Here is a 20,336-nt window from a genome sequence, read left to right on the forward strand (position 1 = left end):
GCCGCCGCTCGTGAACCTCGACGGGATCAAGGCAAGACGCTGACGGGCCGGACCTCGATCGGCAACCCCGTGACCTGCGCGTACCGTGCGGCCAACCGCAACGCCGCGTCCCGGTCCACGGCCTCGACCACCGCGAAGCCCCCGACGCACTCGTCCGCCTCCGCGTAAGCCCCGTCCCTGGCCACGCACTCGTCGCCGCGCATCCGCACCACCGTGCTCTCCCGCGGCGCCTCCAACCCGGCCCCGAAGATCCAGTTCTCCGACAGCTCCAGGTCCCGCCGCAGATCCTTCAACTCCGCCATGATCAGCTCCAGCTCGTCCGGCGGCGGCGTCACACCCACGGGCTGGATGATGTTGAGCACGAACCGCACGACACTGCCCCCCTCGAACCGGCCGACACCCCCACACTCCCCGGCTCGCGCCCGTCCAACCCCGATCCCGCCGCGCACACTCGTCCCGCGTCGACTACGATGCGGGAGAGCCGCGCCGGCGTAGCTCAATTGGCAGAGCATCTGTCTTGTAAACAGAAGGTTAGGGGTTCAAGTCCCCTCGCCGGCTCCCACGTCAAAGCCCCCTTCCGATCTTGGAAGGGGGCTTTTTGCTAACAGGAGCGTCTACGCGGCGCCGGGTTGTCCGCGTTGCGCCGAGTGATCAGCGTCGCCATGACCGAGGAGACCGTATCCGGGTGGATAGGTTCGCCCCACCCACTAGCGAAGACGTAGCCGTCATTCGGGCCCTTCCAGGCATCACCGACCTTGAGCTTGTCGGCGTTCTGACCAGCCCGATGGCATCGACGTCACCGCCATATGGGTGCACAGCGACCTCGACACGATGCACGAGTACATCGAGCTACGCGACGCCCCGCGCCACGGACGAAAGCTAGCCCACTGGGACGAGTACGCCAGCACCCTCAACACCACCGCCCCACCCGAGGCCGCACACCGCACCACCGACAACCACCAAGGCGTAGCCATCAGCCTCGCCGACCAGCCCAGCCCAGCTAACGCCTTGACTGTCGAGCAGAGGTAGGTAGCCATCGGTGGTGGAGGGCTAGGACGAGGATGGAGAGCGTCGAGATGATCGATGCGGCGATGCAGACCCCAAAGCCACCGAACGCCATCGCTGCCTGCCCCGCCCCAACGGTGATGAGGGTAGAAGCAAGTACCACACGGAGGTCGTACCGCAGCACGAAGGTCGACCTATGACGCACGACGCAGAGCACGACGACCCAGGTAGCCGCCGCCAACACCAGCAGGGCAAGCGCCCACCACGCGTCCACCAACCCGAATAGCGGCACCAAGCCCAAGGGGAGCATGCACGGTACCCACCACCAAGGCGCTTGATTGCTACGGGTGGGGGCAGGCATCGGCCGAGCATAACGATCAGCGAAGGCGACCGTCCAGGTAGCGATTCCACCAGCCGTCCCGTGCTCAGGCAGGGCAACGCTGCCCTGCAGCACACGGACAAGAGCACTGTCTAGTCCCGGGAGATGGTTGACGTATTGGTCCCAGGACATGCTTGACGGATGCTCTAGAAATCATGGGGCGGCCTTGCGGGGCCGGTGAGCCTTGATGCTGCGGACGGGCTGGGTGGTGGTCCGCCGGACGGTCCGTGTGTCGTCGTCGCCGAGTTCGATGGTCAGGGTCGTGTCGGCGACGTGGACGGTGACGACCTGTCCGGCGTGCAGGCGGCCCAGGGCGATCTTTTGCCCGGCGACCATGATCACGCCGGTGTTGCTGGCCCGCTGCTGGACGGTGACCGGCTCGGTGCGGGGCCGTGGCGGCGGACCGGCCCGCCGCAGACCGCGCAGCGCCCGGACCTGCTCGGGCGTGAACGGGTTGGGTCTGGTCCGCAGCAGTTCACGGCTCTGCAGGTCGAAGAACATCAGCGTGGCGGGCTCGATGCGGATGCCGACCCGGCGGCTGCGCAGGATCTCGGCGGCCAGGACGATCCGGCCGCCCAGGCCGACGTTGCCGTCCTTGTTCACGGTCCGGTCGACCCCCACCGCCTGGCCGTCCTCAGGCTTGGGCAGTGGTGGCGGCCCGGCCTTGCGGGCCCCGCGAGCGGCGAGTGCGGCCAGGTCGGCGGTCGACAGGTGCGAACGCACCGACTTGAGCCGGGCACCGGCCTTGAGCAGGTGGATGACGTCGGTGTCGGCCCAGAACGTCACGCTCACGCCCGCCTGGGCGGGACCGAGCCAGAACTGCTGGCCCGCCACGAACATGTTCCCGCTCGCGGGCACGGTCCGTTCGAACTCCACCGGCCCGCCGGTCCACGCACCGGGTTGCGGGCCGGGGACGGCTGCGTCCGGCGGATCGACGGTCACGGCATCGGCGGGCTCGACCGGTTCGGGTTCGGGTTCACGGGCCGGCGGGACGGCCGCCAGCCGGACGGTGGCGGGCAGCCGCAACGGCAGCACCTCCTGCTCGTCGCGGGCGGCGCGGGTGTCGAACCGGTCGGCCGGGCAGGCCATGCCCAGCGACTGATGCGGCCGCCGGGTGTTGTATTCGACCACCCAGCCCGCCACCGCCGCCCGGGCCGCGGACAGATCGTCGAACGGCACCGCGTCATCGAGCAGCTCACGCCGCAGACTCTGGTGGAACCGCTCGACCTTCTCGGTCCTGGTCGGCAAACGAGGCCGCGTCAGCCGGTGCACGATGCCGTTGTCGCGGCAGATCCGGTCGAACAGCACCTCACCGCCATGCCCGAACCGGTCGGTGAACTGCTTGCCGTTGTCGGTCAGCACCTCGCCCGGCACCCCGAAGGCGCGCAACGCCGCCGCGAACGCCAGGCACACCGCCCGCCCCGTCGCCCGCGGCACCACCGCCGCGATCACACAGAACCGCGAATGGTCATCGACCCCGGTCACGACCTTGCACTCGGTGCCGCCGGCGAGGAACACGCCGCCGACGATGTCCATCTGCCACAACGCCATCGGCTCGTCCCGCTCCCACCGGACGAACTCGCTGCGTTTGCGGCGGCGGCCCGGCTCGATCAGCCCATGCCGCACCAGCGCCCGATGCACGCTCATCCGCGAGGCACCGGCACCACACCCAGCCGGGCGACCTCGTGCACGATCCGCACCGGCCCCCACCGCGGATGCTCACGCCGCAGCTCGCACACCACGACCTCCACCTCCGCAGGCATCTGCCCGGGCGAGGACCTTGGACGCTTGGACCGGTCGGCCAGACCCGCCAGGCCCTCGGTCCGATAGCGCTTCGCCCAGGCATGCACGCTTTGGCGCGACACCCCGAAACCGGCCGCGACCTCGGTCACCGGCACCCCCGCCTCGACCTGCAGCACCGCGCGATACCGCTGCTCGACAACCGACAACTCCACCAGGGCCAATCCCGGCCTCCCTGACGCACGCCACCCGCAAACGACGCACGACAGCCAAGCCGAACAGGCACCCGTCAAGCATGTGATGGGACAGACGTGTCAAGCATGACCCGGGACACGACAACAGGCCGAGCGACCAGCCGGATGAGAACTTTCTCTACGTCTTCAAGGGCGCCGCTCCGCGCCGCCAGGCGGCCGCACGCCCGGCGCGCCGGGCGTGCGGCCTCTCCGGTCCGATCCCGCCGCGCCGGGGCGCGGCCACTTCCTGCCAGACAGACCAGAGATAAATCTTCTCAGGACTCCTACAATCAGATGCCCTACATCGTGGACGCAAGGTGGTTCGCGTGGGTCAGATCGTCCGACATGCATCGCTGGGGAGTACCCGAGTACTCCGCGGGGAGTCTCGCCGCAACCCGTACGAACGACCAAGTGCAGCAGAGTTCTACGAACCTGAATTTCCCGATAAGCAGAAGAAAGCAAAGAAGGCCAAGCCGAAACGGCCGCGATCAAAACAGTCAAAAAAGTCGAAGCCGACCGAAGAGCAACAGCGGTCGAAGCCGCTGAAGCAGTCAGGGCGGTCCAGGGCACCCAAGCAGTCAAGGCCCGTAGAGCAGCCGGAACTAGTGGATGCTCCGCCCGAGGGGCCAGACATCGGCTGCCTCTGCGGCTGGCGGGGACCATCTTCCATCTTCGAAATTCATACCCTGTTTCCGGCCGAGCGCAGCCGTGAACACGAACGCGTGGAACTTTCGGTCTGGTCTCAGATAAGGGAAGCGAAGCGAGTCGCGCCCGCAGCAGTTCCTAGCTCCGTCGACTAAGTAAGCGCGAAGCTTGATCTCGTGCCCCCGCCCCCGGCGAGCCGTAGGAGCCTCCCGCGTTGACGGTAACGACGGCAACCGCGGAGCACTACGAGCGTACGTTGGGCTCCGTGTGACCTCGGTGGGCGTAGTGAGCGCAGGGCGGGTTGGTACTTCTGAAAGCGGATGGTTCAGTGGGGCCAGCCGGTTGAGCGAGCGCTTACCAAGGGGCCTCGCGGCCTCCTGGACCCCCGCGGGCCGGAGGATACTCCCGCGCGAAACGCCCCTTTAGTGGCTCATGCCGTTCGCGCGGGAGCACCCTCCGGGTCGGTGTGTCTGCTAACGCGAGTGCTAACAACAGGGTCGGATGATCTTGGACGGTATGGACGTGCGGGGCGGTTGCCTTGCAGGTGGAGGACCTGTAGGGACGTGCCTGGACAGTCCTGATCTTGCTTGTAAACAGAAGGTTAGGGGTTCAAGTCCCCTCGCCGGCTCCAGTGCGAAGGCCCCTTCCCGTCTCGGAAGGGGCCTTTGACCTGGGAGTGCCTGCGCGGCGCCGTCCTCCGGTCGGCGATGGCCGTGGCCGTTGTCGGCACTTGTCGCCGTTGCGGGCGGCGACCACGTTCGTGTAGCTCTTGGACGACGGCGCGTGCGCCCTCTTGGGGTCGGGTGCGTCCCGCCGAGCGCCGCCGGACATCACCATGTTTCTTCAACCGGATTGTTGAGCATCGAGTCTCATGCCGACCGATTTTCGGCGGGTTACGCTGCGGGCCCTCGATGAGAGTGATCAGGGCGAGTTCCTGGAATTGGCGCGCGCCAGTGCGGAGCTTCATCATCCGTGGATTTCGCTGCCTTCGGATGTGCGAGAGTTCCGGGAGTATCTTGCGCGGTATGTGGGGGCTGACGAGGAGTGTCTCCTGGTCTGTGTGCGCGGTAGTGGCGATATCGCCGGTGTGGTCAATGTGAACAGTGTTATTCGGGGGCGGTTTCAATCCGCCTCTCTTGCGTACGCTGCTTTCGCTCGCACTGCCGGGATGGGGTACATGGCCGAGGGGGTCGGGCTTGTGGTGCGCCATGCCTTCGAGCGGTTGCGGCTTCATCGGCTTGAAGCCCAGATCCAGCCCGGCAACCACGCTTCCCTGAGGTTGGTTCGGCGGGTCGGCTTTCGTCGGGAAGGGTATTCGCCCGAGTTGCTGTTCATCGATGGGGCCTGGCGGGACCATGAACGGTGGGCGATAACGAGTGCGATGGTCGACATCGCGCCGACGGCTCCGCATTCGACGCTGCCGGAGCGCTAGATCTGCCGCTGGAGGTCTTTCAGGGCCGTTTCCGTGTTCAGGTCGACGAATGCGGTCGCGTAGCGTTCGGCGAGGGGCAGCGAGATTTCGTGGGGTTGGTAGCCGTCGGTGCCGAGGGTGGAGAGCCAGATCGCCAGTCCGTAGGCGGCCGAGGCCCGGTAGCGGAGCCGGGCGTCGTCGGCGGACGGGCGGGTCTCGACGTCGAGGGCCGTGCGGTAGTCGGCGAGGAGGTCGGATTCGTGGCGGCGCCGGTCCTCGGTGGTGAGTGCGCCGATCAGGAAGTAGCCGACGTCCTGGCTCCAGTTTCCTCGGCGGACGACCTGCCAGTCGAGGAAACCGACGTCGTCGTCGGGCAGCACGTAGGTGTTGCCGATGTGGGCGTCGGCGTGCAGGAGGGTCGTCGGTTCGCGGTGCAGGGTGGAGACGAAGTCGGCCCAGAGGTCCACGATGCCTTCGGCGCCGTGTGCCGCCACCTCGGACGGGACGTGCGCCGCGCCACGCGCGAGCCCCTTCGGCGTGTGGGCGCGTAGTCCGGACTGGAAGCCTTCGGTGGGAGCCCACGTCTTCACCCAGTCGAGTCGCGGGTCCGGTGGGAAGCCCCAGTAGCGGCTGTGCAGGCGGGCGAGTCCGCGCAGGCCGTTGGCGACCTGGTCGACGGTCAGCGGACGGGTCGCGTTCCGTGGGGCGGCGCCGCGCGCCGTCACGTCCTCCATGACGATCACGTAGTCGAGCCGGGGCCGATCGGTGATGACCTTGTAGACGAGGGGGTGATCGAGGGGGAGGGGGACGTGCGAGTCGTAGAGGTCCGACTCGTTGAACAGGTTGCCGTTGCGGCTGTGCACCTCGCGGTGTTCGCCCTCGGCCTTGAGGAAGACCCGCTCCGGTCCCGAGCCGGTCGTGTAGGTGAGGGCGAAGCGGGCGCGGCGATTGGTGCCGTCGTCGCGGGTCAGCAGGGTCACGCCGCCGACGACGGCCCCGGGGTGGTGGTCCGCCAGGGCCGCCGTCATCCAGCGCGGTGTCACGTCCGACCAGTGGACGGGTACCGTCGGCTCATCGCTCACAGTTGAGAGTGTGTATTCACTTAATTGGTTCGTCAACCGGCGAAGGACAGGTCCCGTCGGCGGAAGGTCGCCAGGCCGAGGGCCGCCAGGGCCGCCGTCAGGGCGAGGAGGGCGACGAACGGGGTCGCGGTGAAGTCGGCGCCCGGGAGCTTCGGGAGGTGGGTGAAGGGCGAGAGGTCGAGGGCCCATTGGCCCAGGTCGAGCATGGGGCCGATGAGCGTGACGAGGGTCGCGACGGCCACCGCGGCCCAGCTCGCGGGGGTCAGGCGCGGGACGAGGCCGTAGAGCGCGAGGGCGATCGCGGCGATCAGCCAGACGGCCGGGAGCTGGGCCAGCGCGGCGGGCAGGAGGTCGGGGAACCGGCCGATGTCGTGGACGAGCGCGGCCAGCAGCGCGCTGACCGTCAGGCCCGCGACCGGGCCGGCGAGGGCGAACAGGAGGTGGCTGGACGCCCAGCGCAGCCGTCCGGTCGGGGTGGCGAGGAGGGGTTCGGCGTGCAGGGCCGACTCCTCGGCGCGGAGTTTGAGGGTCGCGGAGACGGCGTAGCCGGCGGCGAGGAGGCCGAGCATGTTCATCACCATCGCGAAGTACGCGTCGGTGATGGTGGCGGCGCCGCCCAGGTCGGCGATGATGTCCCGCAGGTCGGGGTTGTCGTTGATCAGGTCGTTCATCCCGCCCGCGACGCCGCCGAAGACGAGACCGAGGACGGCGAAGCCCGCGAGCCAGCCGTAGAACGGACGGCTCTGCAGGCGCCACGCGAGTCCGAACGGGCCGTTCAGCCGGGGGGACGCCTCGGCCGGGCCGGGGCGCGGGGGCAGGATGCCGGCGGCGACGTCGCGGCGGGTCGACAGGCGCACGCGGCGGCGGCGAGGGCGAGGGTGAGGACGGCGACCGGGACGAGCAGCCACCAGCGTTCGTCGCCGAAGGGGCGCAGGCGCTGGGCCCAGCCGAGGGGCGACAGCCAGCCGAGCCACGACAGGGAGTTGCCTTCGCCGCCGGTGTCGGCGGCCATCCGCAGGACGAACGCGCCGCCGAGCGCGGCGAACGCGAGCCCGCGGGCGGTTCCGGCGCTCTCGGAGAGCTGGGCCGTGACGCCCGCGACGGCGGCGAAGACGACGCCGCCCGCGGCCATCTGCAGGCCGAGCGCGAGGGAGCCCGCGAACGGCTGCCCCTGCGCGGCCGTCGTCGCGGTGATGAGGACGGCGACCGCGAGGTTCGCGGCGCAGGTCACCAGAAGCGCGGCGGCGAGGGCCGCCTGGCGGCCGACGACCGTGGAGCCGAGGAGTTCGCGCCGTCCGGCCTCCTCCTCGACGCGGGTGTGGCGGATGACGACGAGCGCGGAGATCAGCCCGAGGGCGATCGGGATGAACCCGGACCGCTGGGTGACCAGGCCGCCGATGCCGGTGTCGTAGAGCGGTCCGTACATCGCGAGGAACGTCGGGTTCGTCCCGCTCGTGCCGGCGTAGCCGAGGCGGTCGGCCGCGGTGGGGTAGAGGCCCTCGAAGGTCGCGACGAAGTTCGCCGGGAGCACGGCGACGATGAGGACCCAGAGCGGGAGGAGGATTCGGTCGCGGCGCAGGATCAGCCGGATCATGCCGCCGGTGCCGACGAGCGCGGTCGTCACGCCGCCTCCTTGTAGTGCCGCAGGAAGAGCTCTTCGAGCGTCGGCGGGCGGCTGGTGAGGCTCCGCACGCCGGTGGACGTGAGGTGCTTCAGGACGTCGTCGAGCCGGTCGGTGTCGACCTCGCAGCGCACCCGCGCGCCCTCGACGCGCAGGTCGTGGACGCCGGGGAGGCGGGACAGCCCGTCCGGCGCGGCGGCGAGTTCGGCGTCGATGGACGTGCGGGTCAGGTGCCGCAGGTCGGCCAGGGTGCCGGTCTCGACGGCGGCGCCCTTACGGATGATCGTCACCCGGTCGCACAGCGCCTCGACCTCGGACAGGATGTGGCTGGACAGCAGGACGGTGCGGCCCTTGTCGCGCTCCTCGCGGACGCACTCCTGGAAGACCTCCTCCATCAGGGGGTCCAGGCCGGAGGTGGGTTCGTCCAGGATGAGCAGGTCCGCCTCGGACGACAGCGCGGCGACGAGCCCGACCTTCTGCCGGTTGCCCTTGGAGTAGGTGCGGCCCTTCTTGCGCGGGTCGAGCTCGAACCGGTCGAGCAGTTCGGCGCGGCGCGGGCGGTTCAGCCCGCCGCGCATCCGGCCGAGCAGGTCGATGACCTCGCCGCCGGAGAGGTTCGGCCACAGCGTCACGTCGCCGGGGACGTACGCGAGGTGGCGGTGCAGTTCGGTCGCGTCCCGCCACGGGTCGCCGCCGAGGAGCCGGACGGTCCCGGCGTCGGCGCGCAGCAGGCCGAGCAGGACGCGGATGGCCGTGGACTTCCCGGCACCGTTCGGGCCGAGGAAGCCGTGCACCTCGCCGGGACGGACTTCGAGGTTCAGCCCGTCGAGGGCGCGCGTCCGTCCGAAATTCTTGACCAGGCCGGACACCTGGACAGGGGTCGTCTGTTCCACCGGTTCTCCTTGTTCGGGGGTTTCGACGGCACGCGTGCCACCGCCCCCGCGGATCACGCGGTGCGGTGCGGGGCGCGTGCCAGGACGAGGGCGCGCCGGACGGGAGGATCGGAGTCGGCCTTGCGGGCCGCCGCGCGGCTGGTCGACAGCCGCGGGGAGGCGGCGGCGGAGCGGGACGCGTCAGGCATCGGCGTCTCGCAGCTTCTGCAGGGCCGCGCGGCTCTGCGCCTCCAGCTCCGGCGTGAACAGGTTGTCGGTGTGGATGTCGATGAGCGCGAGCGCGAGCCGGGGGTAGCCCTCTTTGGTGAGGATGTCGGAGCCCAGCGCGCGGGACAGGTGCTCGTTCAGCACGACGAGGCCGAAGTTCATGGCGGTGATGACGGCCGCGTAGGCGTGCAGGTCGTCGGTGGTGGGGCTCCGCGTGTCGGGCGTTCCGCGCGTGAGGATGTCTTCGGCGAACGTCACGGCGTCGTCGAACAGCGCGCGCGCCGCGTCGGAGTCGTCCACCAGCGCGCGCGCCATGTACTGCTGGACGGGCAGCGCGGTCTGCATCGCGATCTGCAGGAAGTTCGGGTTGGCCATGCCGCCGGACAGCGCCTCTTCCTTGACCCGGCGGATCGCGTCGATCGCGTAGGCGTCGCACGCCTCGCGCAGCGCCGCCTTGTTCTTGAAGTGGTGCTGGACGAGCGCGGGCGAGACCCCGGCGGCCTTCGCGATCCCCCGGATCGTCGCGCCCTTCTCCCCGAGCTGGGCGAACTGCAACATCGCGACGTCCCTGATCCGCGCGCGCGTGGTCAGGTCTTCCGGCTCCCGCCGCTCGTCCACCCGTAGCCCCCTGTACATCCGTTCAGTTCCCTGTACGTTTGTACACTGTACGCATGTACACACCCCGGCGCAAGACCCGTCGTCGCGAGTCGGGCGAGGGGCGGAGGCCGGTTCAGCCGGTGACGGCGGAGAGCGTGATCGAGGCGACGGCCAGGACGGTCGCGAGCCCGCCCATGACGAGTATCTGCGGGGCGCGCCGGGCCGGGTGCCGGTCCCGGACGACGATCGTCCGCGCCATCTTGTCGTGCAGGCACCGCCGGTGCGGGCGGTCCCACAGCGTCCACAGGAGGTTGACGAGCGCGAAGATCCCGATGACCGATCCGATGAGCGTCCAGAGGAAGGGATAGCAGGCCGCGCGTCCCATTCCGCGGAAAGGCATCAGGGGCTCGTCGGGTGCGTCCACATCGGCGACCCGCGTCTTCAGCAGGCACTTGCCGAGCGTGCGTCCCCAGAAGGCCAGTTGCAGGGCCTCGCAGAGGTAGAACCAGGTGAAGCCGAACAGCGCCAATGAGACGCCGACCGGAAGCGGGATCTCGGTTTCCCCGTAGATGTTCTCCTCGCTCGCCAACGCCAATGCGCCGAACACGACCGCGAAGATGATCGTCATGACGACCGCCTGGTCGATGAGCCGTGCGGCGACGCGCCGTCCGAATCCGGCCAGGTCGAGGTCCGTCGCCCGCTCCCCGGGCGGCAGCCAGGCGGCGGGCGCCCCTTCCGGCGGCATGTACCAGTCGGGGGAGGGGCCGGGGGCCGGGCCGGCCTTGTGGGAGGCGCTTTCATGCATGGCGTCGACTTTCTGTTGGTGAATACGAGTTGAGTGCTGTCATTAGTGAGTCAGATGGCCTGATGTGGCCATTTTGGTGTTGTTCTGCTCGAATGGCGCGAGCGACATTATCCAGTCGCCGTGATGCTGTCCATTCGATGGACGACCGTGGCGGCGAGGGGCGAATCGTCCCGGCTCCGGACGGTGCGTGGCCGGAGACGGCCATCGCCGGACGCCGACTGCACAGCGTGAAACGGTGGATACCGGCTGCACTCGTCCGAGATCAGGCCCAGGTGGCCGATCCGGACGCGAGACGGCCGGACGCGCGGGCTTCGAGGGGGCCGTGCAGGCGCCTCACCAGGGGAGTGACGGGCGGCGGGCAAGGAATTGTTCTGGTTCTCGTCAATTGCGCACCGGCGACCTTGGTCCTTTGGTCTCATGGTGTCGCCAAATCGATACATAGAGTCATGTCGCGGATAGGGGCAGGATGGTCGGGGGAACGGACTCGACGGGACGCCGGGGGGTCGAACGGGGCGGAAGGGGGCAACCGGGGCGTTATGCGCCGGTGGCCGCGGACGAGCGGTTCCGGCGGCTCAACCGCCGATTCCGCCGGACGGCGGCCGTCGCCGCAGGCGGTTTTCTGGGGTGGTATTTCCTCTATGTCGCCCTGTCGGCGTTCGCCCGGGGATTCATGGCGCGGCCGGTGGCCGGGCACGTCAACGTCGCGATGGCGCTCGGCGTCCTGCAGTTCGCCTCGACGTTCGTGCTGGCCGCCGCGTTCGTCGGCTACGCCCGGCGGCGCCTCGACCCGCTCGCGGACGAACTGCGCGCCGAGGCCGAGGAACCGCCGCCGCCCGGACGGCCCGGACCGTCCGCCGCGTCCGCCCGCCGTGCCGTCGCCGTCCGCGACGCCCGCGGCGTCCGCGCCCGTCCGCGCGTCCGGCACCGCCGCGCGGGTCGCGCCGCGCGCGTCGGACGGGCGCTGGGACGTCCGGATGGGGGATGTGCGGTGACGGAACTGACCTTCGCGGTGTTCGTCGTCTTCGTCCTGATCACCCTCGGCATCACGGTGTGGGCGCGCGCGAACACGCGGGGAGCGGACGACTTCTACGCGGGCGGCCGGAAGTTCTCGGGCGCGCAGAACGGGACGGCCCTCGCGGGCGACTACATGTCGGCGGCGTCGTTCCTCGGCATCGCGGGGCTCATCGCACTGTCCGGATACGACGGGTTCCTGTACTCGATCGGGTTCCTCGTGGCGTGGCTGCTCGTGCTCCTGCTGGTCGGGGTCGTGCGCAACGCCGGACGGTTCACGCTCGCCGACGTCCTCGCCCAGCGCGTCCGGCGGGAGCCCCCGGTCCGGCGCGCGGCCGTCGTCTCCACCGTCACCGTGTCGGTCTTCTACCTGCTCGCCCAGATGGTCGGGGCCGGGGCGCTCGTCACGATGCTGCTCGGTGTGCACCCCGGTGAGCGGTTCCTGGGGATGCCGGCCGATGTCGCCGAAACGGTCACGATCGTCGTGGTCGGCATGCTGATGATTTGTTACGTCGTGTTCGGGGGGATGAAGGCCACGACGTGGGTGCAGATCGTCAAGGCCGTCCTGCTGATGGCGGGCACGGTCGTCCTGACGGTCCTGGTCCTGAGCCGGTTCGGGTTCAGCCCCAGCGCCATGCTCGGGTCGGCGGCGGACGCGAGCGGCCGCGGCGACGCGTTCCTGCAGCCCGGCCTCCGGTACGGGCAGGACGTCGAGGGCGACGCCTACCGGACGATCATCGGCAAGCTCGACTTCTTCAGCCTCGCCCTCGCCCTGGTCCTCGGCACGGTCGGCCTGCCGCACATCGTCACGCGGTTCTTCACCGTCCCGGACGCCCGCGCCGCGCGCGCGTCGGTGTCCTGGGCGATCGGGCTCGTCGGCGCGTTCTACCTGATGACGCTCGCGCTCGGGTTCGGCGCGGCCGCCCTCGTCGGACGGGAGAAGATCGCCGCGCAGGACCCGTCGGGCAACACCGCCGCGCTGCAGCTCGCGCACGCCGCCGGCACCCACGTCGCCGGGAAGGTCGGCGGCGACGTCCTGCTCGCGTTCACCGGCGCGGTCGCGTTCGCGACGATCCTCGCGGTCGTGTCGGGCCTGGTGCTCGCGTCGTCGACGTCGCTGGCGCACGACTACTTCGGCCAGGTGCTGATGTTCGGCCGGCCGCGCGAGTCGCAGGAGGTCGCGGTCGCGCGGGTCGCCGCGTTCCTCGTCGGCGCGCTCGCGGTCGTCCTCGCGGTCGTCGCCCGCGACCTGAACGTCGCGTTCCTGGTGGCGCTGGCGTTCGCGATCGCCGCGTCGGCGAACCTCCCGGCGATCGTCCTGTCGCTGTTCTGGCGGCGGTTCAACTCGGCGGGCGCGGTCGCCGGGATCTACGGCGGGCTCGGCAGCTCGCTGCTGCTCGTGATCCTCTCGCCGGTCGTGTCGGGCAAGACCGACCCGGTGACCGGGCGGAGCCTGTCGCTGTTCCCCGCGGGCGTCGACTTCCACCTGTTCCCGCTGGAGAACCCCGGGATCGTCTCCGTCCCCATCGGCTTCGCGTGCGCGGTCGCCGGGACGCTCCTCGCCCGCGAGAAGACCGACCCGCTCCGCTACGACGACCTGTCCGTCCGGGCGCTCACCGGCACCGGCTCGCACTGACCGCCCGTCCGGTGGCCGTGTCCGGCCGTGAGGCGAAGCCCACAACGGTGCGCCGAGGCGGGCCGTTCCCCGCCGCCCGGAGCGTGCCCTAATGTGCCGTGTGCCCGGGCGGCGTGATGATCCCGTGGCACAATTGGCTCGCCGTGGAGCACGGTCGACACCGGGAGGAGGTGCGGCAGGGTGTCCCAAGCCGGTCGGCACCGTTCCCGGCGTGCTCGTCCGGCCCCGCGGCCGGTGCTGCGCCCGTGGCCGCGCTCGGCCCGGACGACCGCCGCCCTCACCGCCGTGACGCTCGCGGCCGCCGCGACCGTCCCGATCGCTACGGCCCCCGACGGCTCCGCCCGCACGTCCCGTCCCGTCCGCGGCGCCGCCGCCGGTGCCCCGATCGCCGCCGCCGACCAGATCCGCGCCCGCGAATGGCACCTGGAGACGGTCCGCGCCGAACGCGCGTGGAAGTGGTCCACCGGACAGGACGTCGTCGTCGCCGTCCTCGACACCGGAGTCGACGCGAACCACCCCGACCTCGTCGGCAGCGTCGTGAACGGACCCGACCTGACCGGCGGCGGACGGCCCCCCGGCAGCCGCTACTGGGGCCTGCACGGCACCTCGATGGCCAGCATCATCGCAGGTCACGGGCATGGCCGCAGCAACTCCGAGGGGATCATGGGGGTGGCGCCGCAGAGCCGGGTGCTGTCCATCCGGGTCACCCTGGAGAACGACGACCCGCTGCGCCGCGACCAGCGGCAGCGCGCCGAGGACGGCGACGCGATCGCCCAGGGCATCCGGTACGCCGTCGACCACGGCGCCGACATCATCAACATGTCGCTGGGCGGCGGACAGCAGTACTACAACGGCACCCCGGCGCAGGCGGGCGCGATCCGGTACGCGCTCAACCGCGGCGTCGTACTGATCGCCTCCGCCGGGAACGACGGCTCCACCGCGAACCGGAAGAACTTCCCCGCCGCCTACCCGGGCGTGATCGCCGTCGGCGCCCTCGACCGGCGGTTGCGCCTGTGGGACGACAGCAACCGGCACTCGCACGTCTCGGTGTGCGCCCCCGGCGTGGACATCGTCAGCGCCGACAACGGCAAAGGCTACGTCGTCGGGACGGGCACGAGCGCGTCGTCCGCGATCGTCGCGGGCGTCGCCGCGCTCGTCCGCGCCCGCTACCCGAAGCTGACCCCGGACGAGGTGCGGCGCGCGCTCGTCCAGGGCTCGCCCGCCCGGGCCGGACACCCCACCGGCTTCACCGGCTGCCAGGGAACCGTGGACGCCGTCCGCACCCTCATCGCCGCGCACGGCCTGAACAAGGTCTCGACCGGCCCCGTCGAGACCCCGACGCCCGTCCCGACCCCGGAACCGGCCGCCGAACCGGACGACACGGGCACGGGGATCCTGCTGCCGCTCGTCCTCGGCGGCGGCGGGGTGCTGCTCCTGCTCGGGGTGACGCTCGGCTGGCGGCAGCGCGGACGGCGCGAAGACGACGAGCCGATGCCCGAGTACGGCCTGTCCGGGCCGCCGCCCGACCCGGCACCCGTCACGCCGTCGGGCGAGGCGGTGCCGCCGGTCAACGCGCCGCTGTGGCAGAACAACCAGGTCCAGCCGCCCGGCTACACCGACCCCGGCGAGCCGGTGCGCTTCGAGCCCCACCCCGCCGTCCGGCCGGGGGACACCGGCCCCGCACCGCGCCGGACGCCCCCGCCCGCGAACCGCCCCCCGGTGGCGAACGGCCACGACGTGGCGGTCGGCGCGACTTCCTCGACGGCGACGCCCCAACGGCACCGCGGGCCCCGCACAGAACGACCCCTCCGCCGGCACGACAGGCGCCGCCGCCGCCCGTCCGGGCGTCGCGGGCGGCGGACCGCACGCTGGAGCCGCGCGGGGTGGGACGTTCGACGGTGCTGCGGGGGCCGGTGCCGCGCGTCCGGGCGTGACGCCCGACGGGCCGTTCGGCGGTGCGCGGGTGGTGCTTCGCACGGTGCTCCCGCGCCGGGCGGGACGTTCGGCGGCCCTTCGAGTGAGGCGACCGTGCCGGGTGGGACGTTCGACGGTGGTGCCGGGGGTGGCGCCGCACGTCCGGGCGGCGCGTCCGGTGGTGTGGCGGGTGGGGCCTCGCGTGTGGTCCCGTGCCGGGCGGGCCGTCCAGCGGTGTTGCGGGGGACGGTGGCGCGCTCAACGGGGCGTCCGGTGGTCCTCCGCGTGAGGCGACCGCGCCGAGCGGGATGCCCGGTGGCGCCGCGCGTCCCGCGGCGCGTCCGGTGGTGTGGGTGGAGTTGCGCCTGGTGGGCCATTGGGCGGGGCCGCGCGTGAGGGAGCCGCGCCGGGCGGGATGTCCGGCGGTGGTGCCGGGGTTGGTGGCGCGCGTCCGGGCGTGTCGCCCGACGGGCCGTTCGGCGGTGCTGCCGGTGGTGCTACAGGCGAGGCTTCGCCTGGTGGCGTCGCGCCGGGTGGGACGTTCGACGGTGGTGCCGGTGGTGGTGTTGCGCGTTCGGACGGTGCGTTCGGTGGTGCTGCGGGTGAAGCTGCGCCTGGTGGGCCATTGGGCGGGATGTCGGACGGTGCTGCGGGGAGTGGCGTCGGGCGTGAGGGCGGCGTGTTCAACGGGACGGCTGCGGGCGTGCCCCAAGGGGGCGAGACGGGCGAGATTCCGATCTTCGACGACGAGGCGTGGGAACGCTTCCGGCGCAGCGCCCTTGAGGGGACGGGCATTCTGGACACCGCGCCGCGACCGGCCGTCCCGACGCCGCTGCCGTCCGGCGGCCCCGAGGCGGTTCGTCCGCCCGCGAACCCGGGCGAATCCCCGCAGGACGGTCCGGGTGGCGCGCCCTCGCCGTCCCCGGTGATGCCCCCGGCGCCGGACGATCCGTCGCCGAGCGTCCCCTCGGCGCGGGGCGACGCGACACCGGGCGAGGACGAGGAGTACCGGCCGCCCTGGTGGTGAGCCCCGCGGCCCGGTCCAGGGCGCAGGTTTTGAGCCGGGTCGTACTCCGCCGGGCGTACGGCAGGAGTCTCCGGTCGGGCGATTACGTGGCGTGAACCCGTCGCCGAGCATCGAAGCATCCGATGAAACAGGAGGTCGATGACGATGTGGACGACGCTCGCGACGCAGATGCACCCGGGCGGCTGGGGCGGGGACGCCCCCGCGTTCTGGCCCGTGTTCCCCGTCATGTTCGGGCTGTTCTGGCTCGCCGTGCTGGCGACCGGGTTCTACTTCATTCGCCGCCGCGTCACCAAGGGCGGTCCGCTGTTCGGCAGTGGGGCGTCGCACGGTGGCGGCGATCCGCTGAACCAGGCGCGGACGATCCTCGCCGAGCGGTTCGCGCGGGGGGAGATCGACGAGGACGAGTACCTGATGCGCACGTCGGCGCTGCGCACCGACACTTGACGGATCAGTCGGCGCCCGCTTCTTCGAAGATCCGTTCAACGCCGCCGTCCGGGTACAGGGGGGCCTGGGCGGCGGCCGCGTCGGCGAACCGGGTGAGCAGGCGCGCGAACTCGGTGCGCTCCTCGTCCGTCCAGCCGGACATGAGTTCGTCGTAGTAGCTGCGGCGGAAGCGGTCGGCGACCTGCTTGACCCGCGTCCCGGCCTCGGTGAGCCCGAGGTTGGCGCGGCGCGCGTCCACGGGGGAGGGGCGGCGCGAGACCAGCCCGGCGTCGATGGCGTGCCCGACCAGTCGGCTCGCGGTGGACGGGTCGACCTCCAGCCGGTCCGCGACGGCGCCGACGGTGATCTCGGGGCCGTCGTCGCCCTCGCCCGCCGCGGCGAGGAGCGCGGCGACGGCGTTGACGACCATCAGGTTGGACAACTGCAGGGGCCGCCCGTCGGGGCCCGCGGCGGTCTGCGCACGGACCCGCTTCATCAGATCGGGCTTGGCCCAGACGCGCCGCAGGTGGAACAGCGCCGCCCCGATCTCGGTCAGGGCGTCGTCGGGGACGTCGCGGTCGGACGACTCGGCGGGCCGTTCGGTGGCGGTGGTCTCCGTCGCCATGCAGTTGTCTCCCGTTCGGTCGGCGTACCTTCAACCCTAACGGATGTACCGTGCATACGATCTTTATATGAGCCTTATCTCGCCCGGTGTTTCCACTGGGGTCGCTGTACCGTCCTGGGACACGGGGCAAATGAAGATCTCCAGGTGAGCGGGGTTGTGATGCACTGGAACGGCGGCGGCCGGTTCCCCGCGAACCACCGGTGGCCGTCCCCGCGGGCGCGTAGCATGGCACCCTGCCGAACCGGACGAGCCGGGATCAGTGACCACAGAGGGGATCTCATGTCGGCGGCAGACACCCCCCGTGACGCCCTCCGACTGGACGTGAGCATGGACGAAGGCGCCCCCCAGCGACCCGTGACCGACGACCCCGCCCCCGAGGACTCTTCCGAATCCGGGGTGCCACGGCCCCGTGCCTCCGAGTCCAAGCCGGGCACGACGTCCCGAACGTCCGAGGCGGGCACCGCCGCCGGGCGCGGTGTTCCGGCCCCCCGGGGCCCGAAGCGCAAGCCCGCCGCCCGCGCCGACGCCCCCGAGCCCGCCGACCCCGATGACGGCCCTGCGCTCGCCGAGTCGGACGCCGCTCTTGTGCCCGGCACCGTTGAGGTCGCCGAGCCGGGCGTGTCGGCCGATTTCGACGACGGCCCTGTGCCCGCCGGTTCGGGCGCTGCTCCGGTGCCCGGCACCGTGGAGTCCGGTGCCGTCGGGGGCGACGGGCTTGCGGACGGGGGCGTCGGGGACGACGACGTCGCGTTTCCGGGCGGGGGGCTTTCGGAGCGCGACCGTCAGATCCTCGCCTTCGAACGGCGCTGGTGGAAGTACGCGGGCGCCAAGGAGCAGGCGATCCGTGAACTGTTCGACATGTCGGCGACGCGGTACTACCAGTTGCTGAACATCCTGATCGACCGGCCGGAGGCGCTGGAGTGCGACCCGATGCTGGTCAAGCGCCTGCGCCGGATGCGGACACAGCGGCAGCGCCGCCGTGCCGCGCGCCGCCTCGGCATCCGGCCCTGACCCGGCGACACTGGTCCGCGTGACTACTCCCCGCTCTGCGAAACGACCCGTGACGCCCGCCGGAGCCGAGGCGCTCGACGCGATCCGGCGCACCCCGGGACGGGCCGTGCTGGCGTTCGACTTCGACGGCACGCTCGCCCCGATCGTCGCCGACCCCGCCGAGGCGCGGGCCGACCCCCGGGCCGCCGGGGCTGCTGGCGCGGCTCGCGGCGCGGGTCGGCGCGGTCGCGATCATCACCGGACGGCCCGCGGCGGTCGCCGTCGAGTACGGCGGGTTCGCCGGGATCGACGGGCTCGTCGTCCTCGGCCAGTACGGGGCCGAACGGTGGGAGTCGGGCGTGCTGACCACGCCCGAACCGCTGCCGGGCGTGGCCGAGGCGAGGGCGAAGCTGCCCGGTGTGCTGGACGCGGCCGGGGCGCCGCCCGGGACGTTCGTCGAGGACAAGAAGCACGCGCTCGTCGTCCACACGCGGCGGTGCGCCGAACCCGAGGTCGCGCTCGAACGGCTCCGCAGCATCATCGCCGCCCTCGCCGAACGCACCGGTCTCGCCCTCGAACCCGGACGGTTCGTCCTCGAACTGCGGCCGCCCGGCATGGACAAGGGCGTCGCGCTGCGCTCGTTCGTGGACGAGCGCGGCGAGCGGCCGTCGGCCGTCCTGTTCGCGGGCGACGACCTCGGGGACCTCGCGGGGTTCGACGCCGTCGAGGCGCTGCGCGCCGACGGCGTGCCCGGCGTGACGGTGTGCAGCGGGTCGGAAGAGGTCACCGAGCTCGCAGAACGCGCCGACGTCGTCGTGGACGGACCGGCCGGCGTGGTCGACCTCCTCGACGGCCTGCTGGACGACGGTTCGTCCTAGCTCGCGACTATCTGCGAGTGATAAGAGCGTCGCCCGGTTTTGTTGGATCTCGCTCGACTACGGGGGCGCCTGTGGAAACGGGATCCATCTGCGTAAAAATGTGTGCTCACAGGGGGAAACCGCGCGAGGCTCTGGGGAGGCTGACCGGTGAACATGGACCCGACGGTGCCGCGTCGTCCGGACGGGACGACGCCGCCGAACCCTTTTCCGGGCGTTCGGCAGCCTTCGTCCGGCAGCCCGATCCCGCCCGACGCGCCGACGAGCCCGATCGTCCACGGGGCGCCGCCGGGACGGCCGGGCGATGAGCCGGGGACGTACCGGGCGGGCGGCACGCCCCGGGACGACTCGTCGTTCGCCCCCCAGGACGCGCCGGCGTCGACGACCGGCCCCATGGGGACGCGCGAGACGAGCGGCGTCCAGGTCCGGCTCGGCACGCAGGGCAGCCGGCGCCGAGCGCGGGCGGTCGACGAACGGCCGGGCGGGCGCCCCGGAGGCCCCGGAGGCCCCGGAGGCCCCGGAGGCCCCGGAGGCCCCGGGCGCTCCGGCAAGGGTCGGCGTGCGGGCATCGTGGCGGCCGCGGTGGTCGGGCTGGGGGCCCTGGTGATGGCCGGGGTCGTCCTGTCGTCGAGCAGTCGCGAGGACGATGCCGGGAACGCCGCGTTCGGCGGCGGTGAGCGGCCGAACGGGTCGGCGTCCGTCGCGCTGCCGGTGGCGGGGACGCCGGTCGAGGTGGGGACGGCCGACGGTTCGAGCTACCGCCTCGCCGCGGTGTCGGCGGGCGCGAGCGACGGGACGACGCGCGCGAAGGCGCCGTCGGGGCTGTCGTATCCCTACATCGATTACATCCTGACGAATCCCAAGGACGAGAAGGTCCTGCTGGACTTCCCTGGGGACGTGTTCGTCAAGGCGGAACTCGTGGCGGCGAACGCGCGGGGGCGTTGCATGCCGCAGGCCGGGGTGCCCGAGGACATGTGCACGCCCCCGACCAAGAGCCGCGTGGTCAAGACCCTGGCGGGCGAGGATCTGGTCCCGGGTGAGGGCGGCGACAAGTGGATGCCGCCCGGCTCGTCCTACATGGTGCGTGCGACGGTCAGTGTTCCGGTGGACCGCCGCATAGACGGCAAGGACATGGGCCTATACATCTGGAGGCAGCTCTACGTGAGCGACCAGCTTGCCAAGCCGGTCCCCTTCCCGAACTGAGCGAACCGAGAAAA

At 71.5% G+C, this 20,336-nt stretch carries 16 protein-coding genes, 1 tRNA gene and 1 pseudogene; 9 read left to right on the plus strand and 9 right to left on the minus strand.

The features are described from left to right. Nucleotides 1-26: 26 nt before the first annotated feature. Nucleotides 27-371, minus strand: a complete 345-nt coding sequence (locus BJF79_RS24140) for a YciI family protein (protein WP_075900734.1) — start codon at nt 369-371, stop codon at nt 27-29. Between the two features lie 114 nt (nt 372-485). On the opposite strand from BJF79_RS24140, the gene BJF79_RS24145 reads away from it, so the two are divergent. After that, nucleotides 486-558 (plus strand) — tRNA-Thr (locus tag BJF79_RS24145). A 979-nt stretch (nt 559-1,537) separates the two neighbouring features. Here BJF79_RS24145 and BJF79_RS67210 read toward each other — a convergent pair. Then, a pseudogene (locus BJF79_RS67210) lies at nt 1,538-3,333 on the minus strand (IS481 family transposase). A gap of 1,540 nt (nt 3,334-4,873) precedes the next feature. On the opposite strand from BJF79_RS67210, the gene BJF79_RS24160 reads away from it, so the two are divergent. Further along, a complete protein-coding gene (locus tag BJF79_RS24160; RefSeq protein ID WP_075900680.1) occupies nt 4,874-5,434 on the plus strand; it encodes a GNAT family N-acetyltransferase in 561 nt (186 codons plus the stop codon). On the opposite strand, the gene BJF79_RS24165 is transcribed toward BJF79_RS24160, so the two are convergent. The 6 genes from BJF79_RS24165 to BJF79_RS24185 form a co-directional block, all read right to left on the minus strand. After that, entirely contained in the window at nt 5,431-6,441 is a 1,011-nt protein-coding gene (locus tag BJF79_RS24165) for a phosphotransferase (RefSeq protein WP_083733785.1), read from the minus strand. The two genes, BJF79_RS24160 and BJF79_RS24165, sit on opposite strands and share 4 nt — an antisense overlap. An 86-nt stretch (nt 6,442-6,527) precedes the next feature. Then, entirely contained in the window at nt 6,528-7,403 is an 876-nt protein-coding gene (locus BJF79_RS61340) for a hypothetical protein (RefSeq protein WP_262402493.1), read from the minus strand. A 712-nt stretch (nt 7,404-8,115) separates the two neighbouring features. After that, the gene (locus tag BJF79_RS24175; RefSeq protein WP_075900684.1) at nt 8,116-9,009 is read right to left on the minus strand and encodes an ABC transporter ATP-binding protein; all 894 of its coding nucleotides are present in this window, start codon (nt 9,007-9,009) and stop codon (nt 8,116-8,118) included. Nucleotides 9,010-9,062: 53 nt separating this feature from the next. After that, a complete protein-coding gene (locus BJF79_RS61345; protein ID WP_262402494.1) occupies nt 9,063-9,197 on the minus strand; it encodes a hypothetical protein in 135 nt (44 codons plus the stop codon). Then, complete coding sequence (locus BJF79_RS24180; RefSeq protein ID WP_262402495.1) at nt 9,190-9,834, minus strand: TetR/AcrR family transcriptional regulator; 645 nt, start codon at nt 9,832-9,834, stop codon at nt 9,190-9,192. Before BJF79_RS24180 ends, BJF79_RS61345 begins: the two co-directional genes overlap by 8 nt. Before the next feature lie 112 nt (nt 9,835-9,946). After that, nucleotides 9,947-10,618 (minus strand): RDD family protein, encoded by a 672-nt coding sequence (locus tag BJF79_RS24185; RefSeq protein WP_083733787.1) that lies wholly within the window; start codon nt 10,616-10,618, stop codon nt 9,947-9,949. Nucleotides 10,619-11,162: 544 nt separating this feature from the next. Here BJF79_RS24185 and BJF79_RS24195 point away from each other — a divergent pair. The 4 genes from BJF79_RS24195 to BJF79_RS24210 all read left to right on the plus strand — a co-directional run bounded on the left by BJF79_RS24195 (nt 11,163) and on the right by BJF79_RS24210 (nt 16,650). Next, on the plus strand, nt 11,163-13,265 hold the full coding sequence (locus BJF79_RS24195) for a sodium:solute symporter family transporter (protein WP_158079276.1): 2,103 nt from the start codon (nt 11,163-11,165) through the stop codon (nt 13,263-13,265). A gap of 180 nt (nt 13,266-13,445) precedes the next feature. After that, nucleotides 13,446-15,575, plus strand: a complete 2,130-nt coding sequence (locus BJF79_RS24200) for a S8 family peptidase (protein ID WP_143220126.1) — start codon at nt 13,446-13,448, stop codon at nt 15,573-15,575. A gap of 283 nt (nt 15,576-15,858) precedes the next feature. Next, nucleotides 15,859-16,206, plus strand: coding sequence for a hypothetical protein (locus BJF79_RS24205; protein ID WP_075900692.1), 348 nt, complete (start codon nt 15,859-15,861; stop codon nt 16,204-16,206). A gap of 138 nt (nt 16,207-16,344) precedes the next feature. Next, a complete protein-coding gene (locus BJF79_RS24210; RefSeq protein WP_143220127.1) occupies nt 16,345-16,650 on the plus strand; it encodes an SHOCT domain-containing protein in 306 nt (101 codons plus the stop codon). Between the two features lie 4 nt (nt 16,651-16,654). Here BJF79_RS24210 and BJF79_RS24215 read toward each other — a convergent pair whose 3' ends face one another. After that, the gene (locus BJF79_RS24215) at nt 16,655-17,254 is read right to left on the minus strand and encodes a MarR family winged helix-turn-helix transcriptional regulator (protein ID WP_075900694.1); all 600 of its coding nucleotides are present in this window, start codon (nt 17,252-17,254) and stop codon (nt 16,655-16,657) included. Between the two features lie 684 nt (nt 17,255-17,938). Between BJF79_RS24215 and BJF79_RS24220 the strand changes: the two genes are divergently transcribed. The 3 genes from BJF79_RS24220 (at nt 17,939) to BJF79_RS24230 (ending at nt 20,322) form a co-directional block, all read left to right on the plus strand. After that, a complete protein-coding gene (locus BJF79_RS24220; RefSeq protein ID WP_075900740.1) occupies nt 17,939-18,265 on the plus strand; it encodes a DUF3263 domain-containing protein in 327 nt (108 codons plus the stop codon). A 233-nt stretch (nt 18,266-18,498) separates the two neighbouring features. Next, a complete protein-coding gene (gene otsB, locus BJF79_RS24225) occupies nt 18,499-19,122 on the plus strand; it encodes a trehalose-phosphatase (RefSeq protein WP_262402500.1) in 624 nt (207 codons plus the stop codon). A gap of 147 nt (nt 19,123-19,269) precedes the next feature. Continuing rightward, nucleotides 19,270-20,322: a hypothetical protein gene (locus BJF79_RS24230; protein ID WP_075900696.1), complete on the plus strand. Its 1,053-nt coding sequence runs from the start codon at nt 19,270-19,272 to the stop codon at nt 20,320-20,322. Nucleotides 20,323-20,336 lie beyond the last annotated feature (14 nt).

The organism is Actinomadura sp. CNU-125, assembly GCF_001942465.1.
In the GTDB taxonomy this organism is placed as follows: Bacteria; Actinomycetota; Actinomycetes; order Streptosporangiales; family Streptosporangiaceae; genus Spirillospora.

Coding starts and splice junctions, on each gene's coding strand:
- BJF79_RS24160 (WP_075900680.1), top strand. CDS start 4,874: ATGCCGACCGATTTTCGGCGGGTTACGCTGCGGGCCCTCGATGAGAGT.
- BJF79_RS24165 (WP_083733785.1), bottom strand. CDS start 6,441: ATGACGGCGGCCCTGGCGGACCACCACCCCGGGGCCGTCGTCGGCGGC.
- BJF79_RS61345 (WP_262402494.1), bottom strand. CDS start 9,197: ATGCCTGACGCGTCCCGCTCCGCCGCCGCCTCCCCGCGGCTGTCGACC.
- BJF79_RS24185 (WP_083733787.1), bottom strand. CDS start 10,618: ATGCATGAAAGCGCCTCCCACAAGGCCGGCCCGGCCCCCGGCCCCTCC.
- BJF79_RS24210 (WP_143220127.1), top strand. CDS start 16,345: ATGACGATGTGGACGACGCTCGCGACGCAGATGCACCCGGGCGGCTGG.
- BJF79_RS24215 (WP_075900694.1), bottom strand. CDS start 17,254: ATGGCGACGGAGACCACCGCCACCGAACGGCCCGCCGAGTCGTCCGAC.